Source organism: Streptomyces purpurogeneiscleroticus (genome assembly GCF_020024005.1).
In the GTDB taxonomy this organism is placed as follows: Bacteria; Actinomycetota; Actinomycetes; order Streptomycetales; family Streptomycetaceae; genus Streptomyces; species Streptomyces purpurogeneiscleroticus.
The window spans coordinates 1-16,584 of sequence record NZ_NHSG01000138.1 but is presented as its reverse complement, the minus strand read 5'-3'; the positions used below and the strand labels follow the sequence as shown (position 1 = coordinate 16,584).

The window sequence follows — 16,584 nt, the reverse complement described above, 5'->3', positions numbered from 1 at the left end:
CCCTGCCGGGCCGCGCCCCCACCGGACCGCCCCGCGTACACCTCCGAGCGGCCTCGGACCCGCCCGGCCGGCCCCGGACTCGCCAAACCGGCGGATCGCGTTCCCGTAGTAGTACGTCCCGGACAAACACCGGTCCGGGAGTGCCGCCCTACCGTGGACCCGTCCGGAAGGGCGACCGAGGTCGGACGCGGCAGGCAGCCGCCGCGCGTACCGACCGGCACGCCACTCACCACGCCACCGAGAAGGGCCGGTATCCACTGTGCCGATCCGTAATGACGCAGCCACCACGGCTTTCTGGCTCGCCGGCCGAGCCGCCACCGGCGCGGAGACCTTCGAGGTCACCTCGCCCTGGGACGGCCGCACCGTCGGCACCGTGAGCGTGCCCACCGAGGAGCAGGTCGAGGAGGCCGTGGCCGCGTCCGTCGCGGTCCAGGCCGAGTTCGCCGCCACCCCCGCCCACGTGCGCGCCGCCGCGCTGGACCACGTCACCAAGCGTCTGGTGGAGCGTACGGAGGAGATCGCCCAGCTGATCTCCGCGGAGAACGGCAAGCCGATCAAGTGGGCGCGCGGTGAGGTCGGCCGCGCCGTGTCGGTCTTCCGGTTCGCCGCTGAGGAGGCCCGCCGCTTCAACGCCGGCGAGGCCATGCGCCTGGACACCGACGGCGGCGGCGCGGGCCGTCTCGCGCTGATCCGCCGGGTCCCCAAGGGCACCGTGCTCGGCATCGCGCCGTTCAACTTCCCGCTCAATCTCAGCGCCCACAAGGTCGCCCCGGCGATCGCGGCCGGCGTGCCGATCATCCTCAAGCCCGCCCCGGCCACCCCGCTCTCCGGCCTGATCCTCGGCGAGCTGCTGGCCGAGACCGACCTGCCGGCCGGCTCCTGGAGCATCCTCCCGGTGCCGAACGACCGGATGCCCGCGCTGGTCCAGGACGAGCGGCTGCCGGTGATCTCCTTCACCGGTTCCGAGAAGGTCGGTTACGCGATCATGGACTCGGTGCCGCGCAAGCACTGCACCCTGGAGCTCGGCGGCAACGGCGCGGCCGTGATCCTCGCCGACTACGCCTCCGAAGCGGACCTGGACTGGGCGGCGCAGCGCATCGCCACCTTCTCCAACTACCAGGGCGGCCAGTCCTGCATCTCCGTGCAGCGCGTGATCGCCGACGCGTCCGTGTACGACCGGCTGCTGCCGAAGATCGTCGAGCGCGTCGAGGCGCAGGTCACCGGCGACCCGACGGACCCCGCGACCGAGGTCGGCCCGCTGGTCAGCGAGGACGCCGCCAAGCGCGTGGAGTCCTGGGTCGACGAGGCCGTGCAGGCCGGCGCCCAGCTGCTCGCCGGCGGCAAGCGCGAGGGCGCCACGTACGCGCCGACCGTCCTGGCCGACCTCCCCGAGGGCACCACCCTCGCGTGCGAGGAGGTCTTCGGCCCGGTTCTGTCGGTGCAGAAGGTGGACGGCGAGGCCGCGGCCTTCGCCGCCGTCAACAGCTCCAAGTACGGCCTCCAGGCAGGCGTGTTCACGCACGACCTGCAGACCGCCTTCCGCGCCCACAAGGTGCTGGAGGTGGGCGGCGTGATCATCGGCGACGTGCCGTCGTACCGCGCCGACCAGATGCCGTACGGCGGCGCCAAGCAGTCCGGTGTGGGCCGCGAGGGCGTCCGCTACGCGATGGACGACTACACCTACGAGCGAGTGATGGTGATGACCGGGCTGGAACTCTGACGCTTCCGGCCAGGGGCCGGACAACTGGACAGCAAGGGCCGGGGCGCATATTCGGGTGCGCCCCGGCCCTCCGGTGTTCCGGGACCGGGGACCGCCGGCACAGCCGCCGTAAACATGGGAATCATTTTCAGGTAAGCTGACGGCCGTACCGAACCCTGCCGACCTGGAGGATCCCCATGGCCGTCCCCAAGCGGAAGATGTCCCGCTCCAACACCCGCCACCGCCGCTCCAACTGGAAGGCCGCGCAGCCGGACCTGGTGCCGATCACCATCGACGGCAGCACGTACACCGTTCCGCGCCGTCTCGTGAAGGCGTACCAGCGCGGGCTGATCGACCCGCCGCGGGGCTGACGGCCGGGACCGGGCGCCGGGTCCGGGGTCACGGCCCTGCGTCCGTGTGCGCGAAGGCTGGTGCAAGTCGCGCGGATCGGGTACAGACTCACAAGTAGCACTGACCGGTAGCCAATCCGGGCAGGCAACTGACCGGTAGCCGGCCCGGCGGACCGGTACGGATGACCCGACTCCGCGGCGAGGTGACCCTCCTCATGACCGCTCCATCCACCCGCAACGTCTCCGAACGCGAAGCCCGGCAGGTCGCCGAGGCGGCCCGTGAACAGGACTGGCGCAAGCCCAGCTTCGCCAAGGAGCTGTTCCTGGGGCGTTTTCGGCTCGACCTCATACACCCGCATCCCACTCCTGCCGCGGAAGCGGTCCAGCGCGGCGAGGAATTCCTCGCCAAGCTCCGTGACTTCTGCGAGACGAAGATCGACGGTGCGCGCATCGAGCGCGAGGCGCAGATCCCCGACGAGACCATCGCCGGTCTCAAGGAGCTCGGCGCGTTCGGCATGAAGATCGACACCAAGTACGGTGGCCTGGGCCTCACCCAGGTGTACTACAACAAGGCGCTGGCGCTGGTCGGTTCTGCCAGCCCCGCGATCGGGGCGCTGCTCTCCGCGCACCAGTCGATCGGCGTACCGCAGCCGCTGAAACTGTTCGGCACACAGGAGCAGAAGGACCAGTTCCTGCCGCGCTGTGCCCGTACGGACATCACCGCGTTCCTGCTCACCGAACCGGACGTAGGTTCGGACCCGGCCCGGCTGGCCACCATGGCCGTACCGGACGGGGACGACTACGTACTGGACGGCGTCAAGCTGTGGACGACCAACGGCGTCGTCGCCGACCTGCTCGTCGTGATGGCCCGCGTACCGAAGTCCGAGGGGCACAAGGGCGGCATCACCGCCTTCGTCGTCGAGGCGGGCTCGGACGGCATCACGGTGGAGAACCGCAACGCCTTCATGGGGCTGCGCGGCATAGAGAACGGCGTCACCCGCTTCCACCAGGTACGGGTGCCCGCTGCGAACCGCATCGGACCCGAGGGCGCGGGCCTGAAGATCGCGCTGACCACGCTCAACACCGGACGGCTGTCGCTGCCCGCCATGTGCGTGGGCGTCGGCAAGTGGTGCCTGAAGATCGCCCGCGAGTGGTCCGCCGCGCGCGAGCAGTGGGGCAAGCCGGTCGCCAAGCACGAGGCGGTCGGCGGCAAGATCTCCTTCATCGCCGCCACCACCTTCGCGCTGGAAGCCGTCGTCGACCTCTCCTCGCAGATGGCCGACGAGGACCGCAACGACATCCGCATCGAAGCGGCCCTCGCCAAGCTGTACGGCTCGGAAATGGGCTGGCTGATGGCGGACGAGCTGGTCCAGATCCGCGGCGGCCGCGGCTTCGAGACCGCGGAGTCGCTCGCGGCCCGCGGCGAGCGGGCCGTCCCCGCCGAGCAGGTGCTGCGCGACATGCGCATCAACCGGATCTTCGAGGGCTCCACGGAGATCATGCACCTGCTCATCGCCCGCGAGGCGGTGGACGCCCACCTCTCCGTCGCCGGTGACCTCATCGACCCCGACAAGTCCCTCGGCGACAAGGGGAAGGCCGCGGCGCGGGCGGGCGGCTTCTACGCCCGCTGGCTGCCCAAGCTGGTCGCCGGGCCCGGCCAGGTGCCCGGCGCGTACGCGGAGTTCGGCGAGCTGGCCACGCACCTGCGGTACGTCGAACGCAGCGCCCGCAAGCTCGCGCGCGCCACGTTCTACGCGATGTCGCGCTGGCAGGGCCGGATGGAGACCAAGCAGGGCTTCCTCGGGCGGATCGTGGACATCGGCGCCGAACTGTTCGCGATGAGCGCCGCGTGCGTACGGGCCGAGCACCTGAAGGCCACCGGCGAACACGGCCGCGAGGCACACCAGCTCGCCGAGGTGTTCTGCCGGCAGGCCAGGGTCCGGGTCGAAGAGCTGTTCGCACGGCTGTGGACCAACACCGACGACCTGGACCGCAAGGTCGTGGCCGGGGTGCTGACCGGCACGTACACCTGGCTGGAGGAAGGCGTCATCGACCCCAGCGGCGACGGTCCGTGGATCGCCGACGCGACGCCGGGGCCCGCGCGGAGGGAGAACGTCCACCGGCGGATCCGCAGCTGAGGAACGTGCACCGGCGGCTCCGGTGACGGGCGGAGCCGCCGGTGACGGGACGGGGGACGGGCCGGTACTCGCGCTTGCGGGTACCGGCCCGTACTGGGCGCGCCCGCGGCCCGTGCGCCGCCCGGTGCGCCCGGCCGACCGGATATCCCGCGAGCTGGTGTCCGTACTCCGGACGTGACCGGCCACAATGGTGCCCATGACGGAATCCCTCGCCCATCCGCACCTGCGTTTCGACCCGCCGGCCACCGCACCCGGCGAGCCACGTGACATCGTGATCCTCGGCTCGACCGGCTCCATCGGCACCCAGGCGATCGATCTCGTCCTGCGCAACCCGGACCGCTTCCGCGTCACCGGCCTCTCCGCCGCCGGCGGCCGGGTCGCGCTCCTCGCCGAGCAGGCGCGGCAGCTGCGCGTCGGCACGGTCGCGGTGGCCCGCGAGGACGTGGTGCCCGCGCTGCGCGAGGCGCTGTCGGCACAGTACGGACCGGGCGAGCCGCAGCCGGAGATCCTCGCCGGCCCCGACGCCGCCACCCGGCTCGCCGCCACCAAGTGCCACACCGTACTGAACGGCATCACCGGCTCCATCGGCCTCGCGCCCACCCTCGCGGCCCTGGAGAGCGGCGCCTCCCTCGCGCTCGCCAACAAGGAGTCGCTGATCGTGGGCGGCCCGCTGGTCAAGGCGCTCGCGAAGCCCGGCCAGATCGTCCCCGTCGACTCCGAGCACTCCGCGCTCTTCCAGGGCCTGATGGGCGGCCGCCGCGACGAGGTGCGCAAGCTCGTCGTCACCGCCTCCGGCGGCCCGTTCCGCGGCCGCAGCAAGGCCGAGCTGGCCGCCGTCACGCCCGAGCAGGCGCTCGCACACCCCACCTGGGCGATGGGCCCGGTCATCACGATCAACTCCGCGACCCTGGTCAACAAGGGCCTGGAGGTCATCGAGGCACACCTGCTGTACGACGTGCCCTTCGAGCACATCGAGGTCGTGGTCCACCCGCAGTCCTACATCCACTCCATGGTGGAGTTCACCGACGGCTCCACCCTCGCCCAGGCCAGCCCGCCCGACATGCGGATGCCGATCGCGCTGGGACTCGGCTGGCCCGACCGGGTGCCGGACGCCGCGCCCGGCATCGACTGGACGAAGGCCCACACCTGGGAGTTCTTCCCGCTGGACCAGGACGCCTTCCCCTCCGTACCGCTCGCCTGCCACGTCGGCGCGCTCGGCGGCACGGCCCCCGCCGTCTTCAACGCCGCCAACGAGGAGTGCGTCGACGCATTCTTGAAGGGCGGGCTGCCGTTCACAGGAATTGTCGATACGGTCGCCGAAGTCGTCGCCGAGCACGGCACGCCCGCGCCGGGAACGTCGCTCACCCTCTCGGACGTACTGGAAGCGGAGACCTGGGCGCGCGCCCGCGCCCGCGAACTGGCCGCCCGTGCGGCACGTACACCATCGGAGGCCCGCGCATGACGACCTGGATGACCATCCTCGGCATCGTCGTCTTCGTCGTCGGCCTGCTCTTCTCGATCGCCTGGCACGAGCTGGGGCACCTCTCGACCGCGAAGATGTTCGGCATCCGCGTGCCGCAGTACATGGTCGGGTTCGGACCGACGCTCTTCTCCCGCAAGAAGGGCGACACCGAGTACGGCATCAAGGCCATCCCGGCCGGCGGCTACATCCGCATGATCGGGATGTTCCCGCCCGGCGACGACGGGAAGCTCGCGTCCCGCTCCACCTCGCCCTGGCGCGGCATGATCGAGGACGCCCGCTCGGCCGCCTTCGAGGAGCTGCAGCCGGGGGACGAGAAGCGGCTGTTCTACACCCGTAAGCCCTGGAAGCGCGTCATCGTGATGTTCGCCGGGCCGTTCATGAACCTGATCCTCGCGGTCGTGATCTTCATGAGCGTCCTGATGGGCTTCGGCATCAACACCCAGACCACCCAGGTCGGCTCGGTCTCGGACTGCGTCATCGCCGCCTCCGCCAAGACCGACAAGTGCCCGTCCGACGCCAAGGACTCCCCGGCCAAGGCGGCGGGACTGCGCGCCGGGGACAAGATCGTCGCGTTCGACGGGCGGCCGATGGCCGACTGGAACGCGCTCCAGCAGGCCATTCGCGACACCACGGGTCCCGCGACGATCACCGTCGAGCGGGACGGTGCGCGGAAGGTGCTGCACGCCGACCTGATCAAGAACAAGGTCGCCAGGACCGACGGCCACGGCGGCTACGTCGCCGACCAGTACGTCACCGCCGGCTTCCTCGGCTTCACCCCCGCCAGCGGCATCGTCCGGCAGGACTTCGGCCAGTCCGTCGACCGCATGGGCAACATGGTCAAGCAGGGCGTCGACTCGCTGATCGCGCTGCCCGGCAAGGTCCCCGACCTGTGGAACGCCGCGTTCAACGGCGGCGAGCGCAAGCAGGACTCCCCGATGGGCGTGGTCGGCGCCGCCCGCGTCGGGGGCGAGGTCTTCGCCCTGGACATCCCGCCCTCCCAGCGGGTGGCGACCATGCTCTTCCTGGTCGCGGGGTTCAACCTCTCGCTCTTCCTGTTCAACATGCTGCCGCTGCTGCCGCTGGATGGCGGGCACATCGCGGGCGCCCTGTGGGAGTCGCTGCGCCGGGCCTTCGCCAAGGTCTTCCGGCGCCCCGACCCCGGCCCCTTCGACGTGGCGAAGCTCATGCCCGTCGCCTACGTCGTCGCCGGCATCTTCATCTGCTTCACGCTGCTGGTGCTGGTCGCGGACGTGGTCAACCCGGTACGGCTGACCGGCTAGCCGGCCGGTTCCGGACTGCCGGGCACTCGTGCGGAGGCGCACGGGTGTCCGGCAACCGTCCTTTCGGGCGGTGTAGACCGGCGCGATGTGCCTACGGCAACCCCTGTGACGTAACCTCGGCCACGGAGCCCGCCGATCTCGGGTCCTGAATCACACCTTGGGGTTGCTCGTCAGATGACTGCCATTGCGCTGGGAATGCCGGACGTTCCGACCAAGCTCGCCGACCGCCGCGTCAGCCGCAAGATCCACGTCGGGCCGGTGGCCGTGGGCGGGGACGCGCCCGTCTCCGTACAGTCGATGACGACGACGCGTACGGCGGACATCGGTGCGACGCTGCAGCAGATCGCGGAGCTGACGGCCTCGGGCTGCCAGATCGTGCGCGTGGCCTGCCCGACGCAGGACGACGCGGACGCGCTGCCGGTGATCGCGAAGAAGTCGGGGATCCCGGTGATCGCCGACATTCACTTTCAGCCGAAGTACGTGTTCGCGGCGATCGACGCGGGCTGTGCGGCGGTGCGGGTGAACCCCGGCAACATCAAGCAGTTCGACGACAAGGTCAAGGAGATCGCCAAGGCGGCCAACGACGCCGGCACTCCGATCCGCATCGGCGTGAACGCGGGCTCGCTGGACCGCCGCCTGCTGCAGAAGTACGGCAAGGCCACGCCCGAGGCGCTGGTGGAATCCGCGCTGTGGGAGGCGAGCCTCTTCGAGGAGCACGGCTTCCGCGACATCAAGATCTCCGTCAAGCACAACGACCCGGTCGTGATGGTCAACGCCTACCGGCAGCTGGCCGCGCAGTGCGACTACCCGCTGCACCTGGGTGTGACCGAGGCGGGCCCGGCCTTCCAGGGCACCATCAAGTCCGCCGTGGCCTTCGGCGCGCTGCTGTCGGAGGGCATCGGCGACACCATCCGCGTCTCGCTGTCGGCCCCGCCGGCGGAGGAGATCAAGGTGGGTATCTCCATCCTGGAGTCGCTGAACCTGCGCCAGCGCCGCCTGGAGATCGTCTCCTGCCCGTCCTGCGGGCGGGCGCAGGTGGATGTGTACAAGCTGGCCGAGGAGGTCACCGCCGGGCTGGACGGCATGGAGGTGCCGCTCCGCGTCGCGGTCATGGGCTGTGTGGTCAACGGCCCCGGTGAGGCCCGTGAGGCCGACCTGGGTGTCGCCTCCGGCAACGGCAAGGGGCAGATCTTCGTGAAGGGCGAGGTCATCAAGACCGTCCCGGAGTCGAAGATCGTGGAGACCCTCATCGAGGAAGCCATGAAGATCGCTGAGCAGATGGAGAAGGACGGGGTGGAGTCGGGCGAGCCTTCGGTGGCCGTCGCCGGCTGATATCCCGCGCGCAGCAGACCTCGACGCGCCCCTCGCCCCGCTCTCCGAGCCGGGCGGGGGGCGCATCGCGTGAACGCGAGGTATCGTGCCTGGACCTGCTCTCTTACGGCCCCGGCCCCGTCACGGTGAGGCAATCCGACACGTGCTGACGACCACCACCAAGGTCCTCGAGCCCGGGGAGCTCGACGACGCCCTCGCGGTCCTCGACCGCGACCCGGTCGCCAACGCCTTCGTCGCCGCCCGGGTACAGGTCGCCGGGCTCGACCCCTGGCGGCTCGGCGGCGAGATGTGGGGCTGGTACGAGAACGGCCGGCTGGAATCCCTCTGCTACGCGGGAGCCAACCTCGTCCCCGTCTGCGCCACTCCCGACGCCGTCCGCGCCTTCGCCGAGCGCGCCCGTCGCCAGGGCCGCCGCTGCTCCTCCATCGTCGGCCCCGCGGCCCCCACCGCCGAGCTGTGGTCGCTGCTGGAGCCCGCCTGGGGCCCCGCCCGCGAGGTCCGCGCGCACCAGCCGCTGATGGTCACCACACGGCCCGCAGCGGACGTCGCCCCCGACCCGTACGTCCGGCGCATCCGCAAGGACGAGATGGACCTGATCATGCCCGCGTGCGTGGCCATGTTCACCGAGGAGGTCGGCATCTCGCCGCTGGCCGGCGACGGCGGGCTGCTCTACCAGGCCCGGGTCGCCGAGCTGGTCGGCGCGGGCCGCTCGTTCGCCCGGGTGGAGAACGGCCGCGTCGTCTTCAAGGCCGAAATCGGCGCCGCCACGCTGCGCGCCTGCCAGATCCAGGGCGTCTGGGTCGCGCCCGAGTACCGCGGCAAGGGCCTCTCCGAGACCGGCATGGCGGCCGTACTGCGCTACGCCCTCGCCGACGTCGCGCCCATCGTGAGCCTGTACGTCAACGACTTCAACACCGCGGCGCGGGCCGCCTACCGCCGGGTCGGCTTCGAAGAGGTCGGCGCGTTCATGAGCGTGCTGTTCTGACCGGAGCCGCCGGTCAACGACGCCGTAACGTTCCGGCCGCCGGCCGGCTCCCGGCCGCACTGTCCGGACCGATCGTGTTCACCGCCCGCGCTGTGTACGCTCCCGACCATGGATGACGTCGTGGTCGGTCCGCTCGACCTCGCTGCCCGCGTGGACGAAGCGCTGGCCGTACAGGCACTCGCCTTCGGCCTGACCGACGACGAGATCGGCGTACGGCGCCACATCGTGCTGCGCCACCTCACCACCCCCGGGGCCCGCGCCCTGGGCGCCACCACGCCCGAGGGGCGGCTGGCCGGCTTCGTGTACGGCCTGCCCAACGACCGCTCCCACTGGTGGTCCAGCGTTGTCGAGCCGTATCTGCGTAGCACCGGCCAGGACTTCTGGCTCGACGACTCCTTCGTCATCACCGAGCTGCACGTCCACCCCGCGTACCAGAAGCGCGGCATCGGGCGGGCGCTGATCACCCGCATCACCGACGAGGCGCCGTACCCGCGCAGCATCCTCTCGGCCATCGACACCGAGAGTCCGGCCCGCGCGCTGTACCGCTCGCTCGGCTACCAGGACCTCGCCCGCCGCGTGATCTTCCCGAGCGCGCCCGCGCCGTATGCGGTGATGGGCGCGCCGCTGCCACTGGCCCGCTGACGAGGCGCGCTCACGGGGGCGCGCTTACGAGACGCGCTTACGGGGCGCGCCTACGGGGCGCGCCTGCGGGGCAATTCGAACGCCCCGGGCCCCCTGGCAGGGGGTTACCCGACTACGGTGCGTCACAAGCGCGCGATACGCATTTCCGTGCGCGATGCCCCGCCCGATAACCTCGCTCCAGAACCCTTTCTTACGCAGGAGAATCACCATGGCCCAGGTCCAGCGCATGTCCCGATTGATGATCAAGACGCTGCGCGACGACCCGGCCGACGCCGAGACCGCCAGCCACAAGCTGCTCGTCCGCGCCGGGTACGTCCGCCGCACCTCCGCCGGCATCTGGACCTGGCTGCCGCTGGGCAAGAAGGTGCTGGAGAACGTCTCGCGCGTGGTGCGCGAGGAGATGGACGCCATCGGCGCCCAGGAGGTCCTGCTCCCCGCGCTGCTCCCCAAGGAGCCGTACGAGGCGAGCAACCGCTGGGAGGAGTACGGCGACCTGCTCTTCCGTCTGCAGGACCGCAAGGGCGCCGACTACCTCCTCGGCCCCACCCACGAGGAGATCTTCACCCTCACGGTCAAGGACCAGTGCACGTCCTACAAGGACCTGCCGGTCATGCTGTACCAGATCCAGACGAAGTACCGGGACGAGGCGCGGCCCCGCTCGGGCGTGCTGCGCGGCCGCGAGTTCCAGATGAAGGACTCGTACAGCTTCGACACCACCGACGAGGGCCTGGCCGAGTCGTACGCGCTGCACCGCGCGGCGTACCAGAAGATCTTCCAGCGCCTCGGCCTGGACTACCGCATCGTCTCGGCCGTCTCCGGCGCGATGGGCGGCTCCGCGTCCGAGGAGTTCCTCGCCCCCGCGGCGGCCGGTGAGGACACCTTCGTCGACTGCCCGCAGTGCGACTACGCGGCGAACACCGAGGCCGTGACCGTGAAGGTCGCGCCGGTGGACGCGTCCGGCGTCGGCGAGATCGAGGAGCTGGACACTCCCGACACCCCGACCATCGAGACGCTGGCCGAGTACCTGGGCGTACCAGCCTCCGCGACGCTCAAGAACCTGCTCGTGAAGGTCGACGGCGAGATCGTGGCCGTCGGCGTCCCGGGTGACCGCGAGGTCGACATGGGCAAGCTGGGCGAGGCCCTCGCCCCGGCCGTCGTCGAGGTCGTCACCGCCGAGGACTTCGTCGGCCGCGAGGACCTGGTCCGCGGCTACATCGGCCCGCAGGGCCTGGCCGGCAAGGTGTTCAAGTACATCGCCGACCCGCGCGTCGCGCCCGGCACCTCCTGGGTCACCGGTGCCAACAAGGAGGGCAAGCACGCCCGCAACGTCGTCGTGGGCCGCGACTTCGAGGTCGACGACTACCTCGACGTGGTCGTCGTCGAGCCGGGCGACCCCTGCCCCAAGTGCGGCGCCGGGCTGGTCATCGACCGGGCCATCGAGATCGGCCACATCTTCCAGCTGGGCCGCAAGTACGCCGACGCGTTCGAGCTGGACGTGCTCGGCCAGAACGGCAAGCCGGTCCGGGTCACGATGGGCTCGTACGGCATCGGCGTCTCCCGCGCGGTGGCGGCGCTCGCCGAGCAGACCCACGACGAGTCCGGCCTGTGCTGGCCCCGTGAGGTCGCCCCGGCGGACGTGCACGTCGTCGCGGCGGGCAAGGCCAAGCAGACGGAGCTGGCGCTGGAGGTCGGCGAGAAGCTGGGCGCGGCGGGGCTGCGCGTGCTGGTCGACGACCGGGCCGGGGTCTCCCCGGGCGTGAAGTTCACCGACGCGGAGCTGCTCGGCGTCCCGACGATCGTCGTCGCCGGCCGCCGCGCGGCCGAGGGCGTCGTCGAGGTCAAGGACCGGCGGACGGGCGAGCGCGAGGAAGTGACGGTCGAGGAGGCCGTGGCGCGCCTGAGCGCGTAGCGCGACTTTCCGAGGGGGCGGGTCCGTGCCGTGAGGTGCGGGTTCGCCCCCTCGCCCCGCGTATCACGGCCTGGCGGCCGCTCGTCCTCAATCGCCGGACGGGCTTGTTCTGGCTCTACAGCCAGGTCGCGAACTCCAGCAGCAGTTCTCCCCGGGCCCGGTCCCCGGCTGTCAGGGCCTGGAGGCCCGACTCCACCGCACCGACCAGCGTCCAGCCGCGCAGCCGGTCGCGGTCGACGTCGACGGAGTCGGCCAGCTTGGCGACCCGGCGCCGCGCCGCCGCCGCGGCACCCGTGCCGGCCGCCAGGTCTTCCATGCGGTCCAGGACCAGCCCGACGAGGTCGTACGCGCGTTCGCCGATGACCGGCCGCGGTCCGACCGCGAGCCACGGCGTGCGGTGGCCGGCCAGTACCTTGCCCTGGCGGAACGCGCCGTGCAGGAGCACTTCTTCGGGTGCGTCGGCCGGCAGCGCGCGGCGCAGTTCTGTGGCCTCGTCGATCAGCGGGGCGGCCGAGGGGGCCGCCGTGGCCCCGGCCCGCAGCGCCGCCACGTCGGCCTCCGTGCGGGCGGCCAGCGTCTCGAAGGGGTGCTGCTCCGGGGGAGAGACCCAGAGCCGGCGGACCGTGCCCGCCGCCTCCAGCAGCGCCTTCGCCTCGGGGAGCGAGCGCAGCGACACCGCGCCGCGCAGGCGCTCCAGGAGGAGCGCGCCGCTGTCCGGGTCGGCGCGCAGCAGCCGTACCGCGCCCCAGCCGTCCCAGCGCGTCAGCGCCGCCGCCTCGGCCTCCGCGCCCGGCTGCCCGGGGAGCGGGAACTTCAGCGCGGCCGGCGTGCCGTCCGCCTGTGTGACCAGGACGAGGAGGCTGGCGCGGCCGCCGGGCTCGTGCACCCGTTCCAGGGTGAGTTCCCAGGCCGCCAGCCGCTCCGCCACACGGTCCGGCAGTGTGTCCAGCCAGGCGCGCGCGGGGCTCGCGGGGTCGTCGCCGATCGCGCGCACCAATCGTCTCGGCGGTTCGATGGGTGCCGTTGCCATGCTGGAGCTGTCCCTTTCGTCGGCGGTGCCGGGGTGGCCGGCGGGGCCTGCGGCTCTCCGGGCCGGTGGCCGCCGTGCGCTCAGAGCGCGTCGGCGGATCCGGTCGCGGTGGGCGACGGGCCGCCGGCCGTGGTCCGTTCGGCGAGCCCAGGGAAGGCTACGCCGCTGCCGCGCCAGCGCACCGCACGCACCGCTGCCTCCCGGAGCGATCCGGCCGCCGTGCGCCGCCGGGCACCCGTAGAGGCGCGTACGAGGTCGGCGTACGCTCCGGCCACCCGGTCCTCCAGTTCGGCCGCGAGCCGCACGGCAGCGGCCGCGTCGGGCACGGGAAAGGGCAGTGCGTATGCCGCCGCCGCGGCCTTCGGCCTGCCGCCGAGCGCACGCACCCGGCGGCTCAGCTCGTCCCGGCGCGCACGGTGGGCGTCGTACCCGTCCTGCGCTTCCTTGCGCCGTCCGTCGTCGACGCGCGCGCCCACCACGCCGTAGCCGTAGAGCGCGGCGTGCTCGGCGGCCAGCGCGTTCTGCAGGGCCTTCAGCTCGGCCGCCCGCTCGGTGTTCTCCTGCTTTTCCGCCGGCATCAGGCGTTCCTCCCGTCCTTCTCGTCCGTCCCGCCGTCCTTGCCGTGCGAGTCGAGTACGTAGGCGTGCGCGGCGCCGGACGCGGCGACCGAGGCGAGCAGCCGGGCGACCTCCGGCGGGGCGCCGACCAGGGCCGCGGTGCGCCGGTCGGCCACCTCCCGTTCGGCGTCGGCCAGCGCGGCGAGTGCCTGCCGCGCGCTGCCCGGCACCTTCGGGGCGCGCGGCTGCTTCCCGGGCGCACGGGACGGCGACGCGGTCGCGGAGGGTGTGCCGGACGGGGTGCCGGTGGCCTCCGGCGCGTCGAACGCCGCAATGTGCGCGGCGACTTGGTCCCGCAGCGGGCGCACCCGCTTCTCCAGCGTCGGGTGGGCGGTCAGTGTCGCGTCGTACCGTGCCAGCAGCGTGCCGCTGTCCCGTGAGCCCTTTTCGAGCAGGGACCGTCCGGCCGCGCTGTCCATGTCGTCGGACGCGGGGGACTGCTCGGAGCAGGCCGTGAGCAGCGCCGCGCTGCCGAGCGCGGCGCCTGCCAGCAGGGTCCTTCTCCTCAGGTGCGTACTCGGGTGCGTACTCGGCTGCGGCACGGTCCTCTTCCCGGGGTCTGCGGGCGGTGATCTGGTGATCACCGCAGGCGAGCGTAACCGTGGCTGCCGACGGAATCGTCAGTACCCCGCCGGAACAGATAGGCTTTGGCCAGACACGCGACCATCCCACAACAGCACACGCGGCCGAGGAGTCACCCGGATGAGCACCACCCAGAGCGAGAGGCTGCGCGGACTGCTTGAACCGCTGGTCGCCGCGCGAGACCTGGATCTGGAAGAGATCGAGGTGACCCCCGCAGGCAAGCGGCGTGTGCTGAGGATCGTGGTCGACTCCGACGACGGCGTCCAGCTGGACGAGTGCGCCGCACTCAGCCGCGAGATCTCGCAGGCCCTGGACGACGCGGATGCCATGGGTGACGTCGCGTACACCCTGGAAGTCACCTCTCCCGGCGCCGACCGCCCGCTCACCGAGCCGCGGCACTACCGCCGCGCCACCGGCCGCCTGATCAAGGCCCAGCTGACCGACGAGGCGGGGGCCGGGGAACTGGTCGCGCGGATCATCGCCGTGGACGACGAGGGCCTGGATCTCGAAGTGCCGGGCGTGAAGGGGCGCAAGCCCACCGCCCGCCGGGTCGCCTTCAGCGAAATCGCCAAGGCGCGCGTGGAGATCGAGTTCAACCGCAAGACCGCTCCGGCTCCCGCCGCGGGCGACACCAACGACGAGAGCCAGGAGGAGGCGTAGCCGTGGACATCGACATGAGCGCCCTGCGGGGTTTGGTGCGGGAGAAGGAAATCTCCTTCGACCTGCTGGTGGAGGCCATCGAGTCGGCCCTCCTCATCGCGTACCACCGCACCGAGGGCAGCCGCCGGCACGCGCGCGTGCAGCTGGACCGCAACACGGGCCATGTGACCGTGTGGGCGAAGGAGGACCCGGCCGACCTCGAGGAGGGCCAGGAGGCCCGCGAGTTCGACGACACACCGTCGGGTTTCGGCCGGATCGCGGCGACCACCGCCAAGCAGGTCATCCTGCAGCGGCTGCGGGACGCCGAGGAGGATGTGACCTTCGGCGAGTACGCCGGGCGCGAGGGCGACGTCGTCACCGGCGTGGTCCAGCAGGGCAAGGACCCCAAGAACGTCCTGGTCGACATCGGCAAGCTGGAGGCCATCCTGCCGGTGCAGGAGCAGGTCCCCGGCGAGGACTACAAGCACGGCACGCGGCTGCGTTCGTACGTCGTCCGCGTCGTCAAGGGCGTCCGCGGCCCGTCGGTCACCCTTTCGCGCACCCACCCGAACCTGGTGAAGAAGCTCTTCGCGCTGGAGGTCCCGGAGATCGCGGACGGCTCGGTGGAGATCTCCGCCATCGCCCGCGAGGCCGGTCACCGTACGAAGATCGCGGTGCGTTCGACCCGCTCGGGGCTGAATGCCAAGGGTGCCTGCATCGGTCCGATGGGCGGCCGCGTCCGCAACGTCATGGCCGAGCTGAACGGCGAGAAGATCGACATCGTGGACTGGTCGGACGACCCGGCCGACCTGGTGGCGCACGCGCTGTCGCCGGCCCGAGTCTCCAAGGTCGAGATCGTGGACCTGGCCGCGCGTTCCGCGCGGGTCACCGTCCCCGATTACCAGCTGTCACTGGCCATCGGCAAGGAAGGGCAGAATGCCCGGCTCGCCGCCCGGCTCACCGGCTGGCGCATCGACATCCGTCCGGACACCGAGGCCCCGGACCCGCGGGACTGACGTTCGACGCCGGCGGCCGGGTGCCGCCGGCGTCACTTCCCGACTGCAGCCGGTTGTCGGCCACCGTCGATTGTCAGCCACGTAGGAATATGAGCAGCCGTTCGGTCCTTACCCCATAGGGGTGAGGCCGCTACGGGGAGGTAGACTTAAGCAGTGTCTGGCCGGACGCATGCCCGCGCATGCCCTGAGCGATCCTGTGTGGGATGCCGGGAGCGAGCGGCCAAGGGCGATTTGCTGCGCATCGTGATGATCGATGGTGAGTGCACCCCCGATCCTCGCGGTACGCTGCCCGGCCGGGGTGCTTACGTGCACCCCACACTGGTCTGTTTCGACCTGGCGGTCCGCCGCCGGGCGTTCCCCAGGGCCTTCAGAGGACCGGGACCGCTCGACACCACGGCCTTGCGCCAGTACGTCGAGCAGGCAACACCGTAAGACAGCACGTCGCACGGAAAACCGTGCGGTCAGGTACCTCGCGAGTCGGAAGTAGGTCGAGATTGCGATGAGCACTCGATGAGTACGCGATGAGTACGCCCATGAAGTAGCGACGGTCCGGTGGACAACCCGGACCTAGAAGGAGCGAAGTGGCTAAGGTCCGGGTATACGAACTCGCCAAGGAGTTCGGTGTTGAGAGCAAGGTCGTCATGGCCAAGCTCCAAGAACTTGGTGAATTCGTCCGTTCGGCGTCCTCGACGATCGAGGCGCCGGTTGTTCGAAAGCTGACCGACGCTTTCCAGGCAGGCAACGGCAACGGCCGTGCCGCCGGCAAGCCCTCGGCGCCGCGCAAGTCTGCGCCCGCCAAGCCGTCCGCGCCCTCCCCGGCGCAGGCGGCCCGTCCTGCTGCTCCGAAGCCGGGTGCCCCCAAGCCGGGCCCCGCGGCTCCGG

Annotated in this window: 16 protein-coding genes; 13 read left to right on the top strand and 3 right to left on the bottom strand. The window is 71.4% G+C overall.

The annotated features are described in order from the left end of the window. The first annotated feature begins 259 nt into the window (after positions 1-259). The 9 genes from CCS38_RS07710 (at position 260) to CCS38_RS07670 (ending at position 11,818) form a co-directional block, all read left to right on the top strand. Positions 260-1,720: an aldehyde dehydrogenase family protein gene (locus tag CCS38_RS07710; RefSeq protein WP_223732442.1), complete on the top strand. Its 1,461-nt coding sequence runs from the start codon at positions 260-262 to the stop codon at positions 1,718-1,720. 176 nt (positions 1,721-1,896) lie between these two features. Beyond that, positions 1,897-2,070 carry a 50S ribosomal protein L32 gene (gene rpmF, locus CCS38_RS07705; protein ID WP_223732441.1) on the top strand — a complete coding sequence of 58 codons (174 nt, stop codon included), beginning with the start codon at positions 1,897-1,899 and terminating at the stop codon, positions 2,068-2,070. Positions 2,071-2,264: 194 nt separating this feature from the next. Then, the gene (locus CCS38_RS07700; RefSeq protein ID WP_223732440.1) at positions 2,265-4,187 is read left to right on the top strand and encodes an acyl-CoA dehydrogenase family protein; all 1,923 of its coding nucleotides are present in this window, start codon (positions 2,265-2,267) and stop codon (positions 4,185-4,187) included. 196 nt (positions 4,188-4,383) lie between these two features. Further along, a complete protein-coding gene (dxr, locus tag CCS38_RS07695; protein ID WP_223732439.1) occupies positions 4,384-5,649 on the top strand; it encodes a 1-deoxy-D-xylulose-5-phosphate reductoisomerase in 1,266 nt (421 codons plus the stop codon). After that, a complete protein-coding gene (locus CCS38_RS07690; RefSeq protein WP_223732438.1) occupies positions 5,646-6,950 on the top strand; it encodes a M50 family metallopeptidase in 1,305 nt (434 codons plus the stop codon). The genes dxr and CCS38_RS07690 overlap by 4 nt, the downstream gene beginning before the upstream one ends. 174 nt (positions 6,951-7,124) lie before the next feature. Beyond that, entirely contained in the window at positions 7,125-8,282 is a 1,158-nt protein-coding gene (ispG, locus tag CCS38_RS07685) for a flavodoxin-dependent (E)-4-hydroxy-3-methylbut-2-enyl-diphosphate synthase (protein WP_223732437.1), read from the top strand. 142 nt (positions 8,283-8,424) lie between these two features. Next, complete coding sequence (locus CCS38_RS07680) at positions 8,425-9,267, top strand: GNAT family N-acetyltransferase (protein WP_223732436.1); 843 nt, start codon at positions 8,425-8,427, stop codon at positions 9,265-9,267. A 108-nt stretch (positions 9,268-9,375) separates the two neighbouring features. Further along, the gene (locus CCS38_RS07675; RefSeq protein ID WP_223732435.1) at positions 9,376-9,909 is read left to right on the top strand and encodes a GNAT family N-acetyltransferase; all 534 of its coding nucleotides are present in this window, start codon (positions 9,376-9,378) and stop codon (positions 9,907-9,909) included. A 208-nt stretch (positions 9,910-10,117) separates the two neighbouring features. Beyond that, positions 10,118-11,818, top strand: a complete 1,701-nt coding sequence (locus CCS38_RS07670) for a proline--tRNA ligase (protein WP_223732434.1) — start codon at positions 10,118-10,120, stop codon at positions 11,816-11,818. Positions 11,819-11,933: 115 nt separating this feature from the next. Here CCS38_RS07670 and CCS38_RS07665 read toward each other — a convergent pair whose 3' ends face one another. From CCS38_RS07665 to CCS38_RS07655, 3 genes are all read right to left on the bottom strand, one after another. Next, complete coding sequence (locus CCS38_RS07665; RefSeq protein WP_223732433.1) at positions 11,934-12,848, bottom strand: aminoglycoside phosphotransferase family protein; 915 nt, start codon at positions 12,846-12,848, stop codon at positions 11,934-11,936. A gap of 80 nt (positions 12,849-12,928) precedes the next feature. After that, positions 12,929-13,426 (bottom strand): ferritin-like domain-containing protein, encoded by a 498-nt coding sequence (locus tag CCS38_RS07660; protein WP_223732432.1) that lies wholly within the window; start codon positions 13,424-13,426, stop codon positions 12,929-12,931. Further along, complete coding sequence (locus CCS38_RS07655; protein WP_223732431.1) at positions 13,426-14,007, bottom strand: hypothetical protein; 582 nt, start codon at positions 14,005-14,007, stop codon at positions 13,426-13,428. The genes CCS38_RS07660 and CCS38_RS07655 overlap by 1 nt, the downstream gene beginning before the upstream one ends. Before the next feature lie 160 nt (positions 14,008-14,167). Here CCS38_RS07655 and rimP point away from each other — a divergent pair, with 160 nt between their 5' ends. The 4 genes from rimP to CCS38_RS07635 form a co-directional block, all read left to right on the top strand. Further along, the gene (rimP, locus tag CCS38_RS07650; RefSeq protein ID WP_030266417.1) at positions 14,168-14,707 is read left to right on the top strand and encodes a ribosome maturation factor RimP; all 540 of its coding nucleotides are present in this window, start codon (positions 14,168-14,170) and stop codon (positions 14,705-14,707) included. 2 nt (positions 14,708-14,709) lie between these two features. Next, the gene (nusA, locus tag CCS38_RS07645; protein ID WP_030266413.1) at positions 14,710-15,702 is read left to right on the top strand and encodes a transcription termination factor NusA; all 993 of its coding nucleotides are present in this window, start codon (positions 14,710-14,712) and stop codon (positions 15,700-15,702) included. Positions 15,703-15,855: 153 nt separating this feature from the next. Further along, the gene (locus tag CCS38_RS07640; RefSeq protein WP_223732430.1) at positions 15,856-16,134 is read left to right on the top strand and encodes a YlxR family protein; all 279 of its coding nucleotides are present in this window, start codon (positions 15,856-15,858) and stop codon (positions 16,132-16,134) included. A 149-nt stretch (positions 16,135-16,283) separates the two neighbouring features. Continuing rightward, positions 16,284-16,584, top strand: a 301-nt coding sequence (locus tag CCS38_RS07635; RefSeq protein ID WP_223732429.1) for a translation initiation factor IF-2 N-terminal domain-containing protein, incomplete at its 3' end; no start/stop codon positions are given.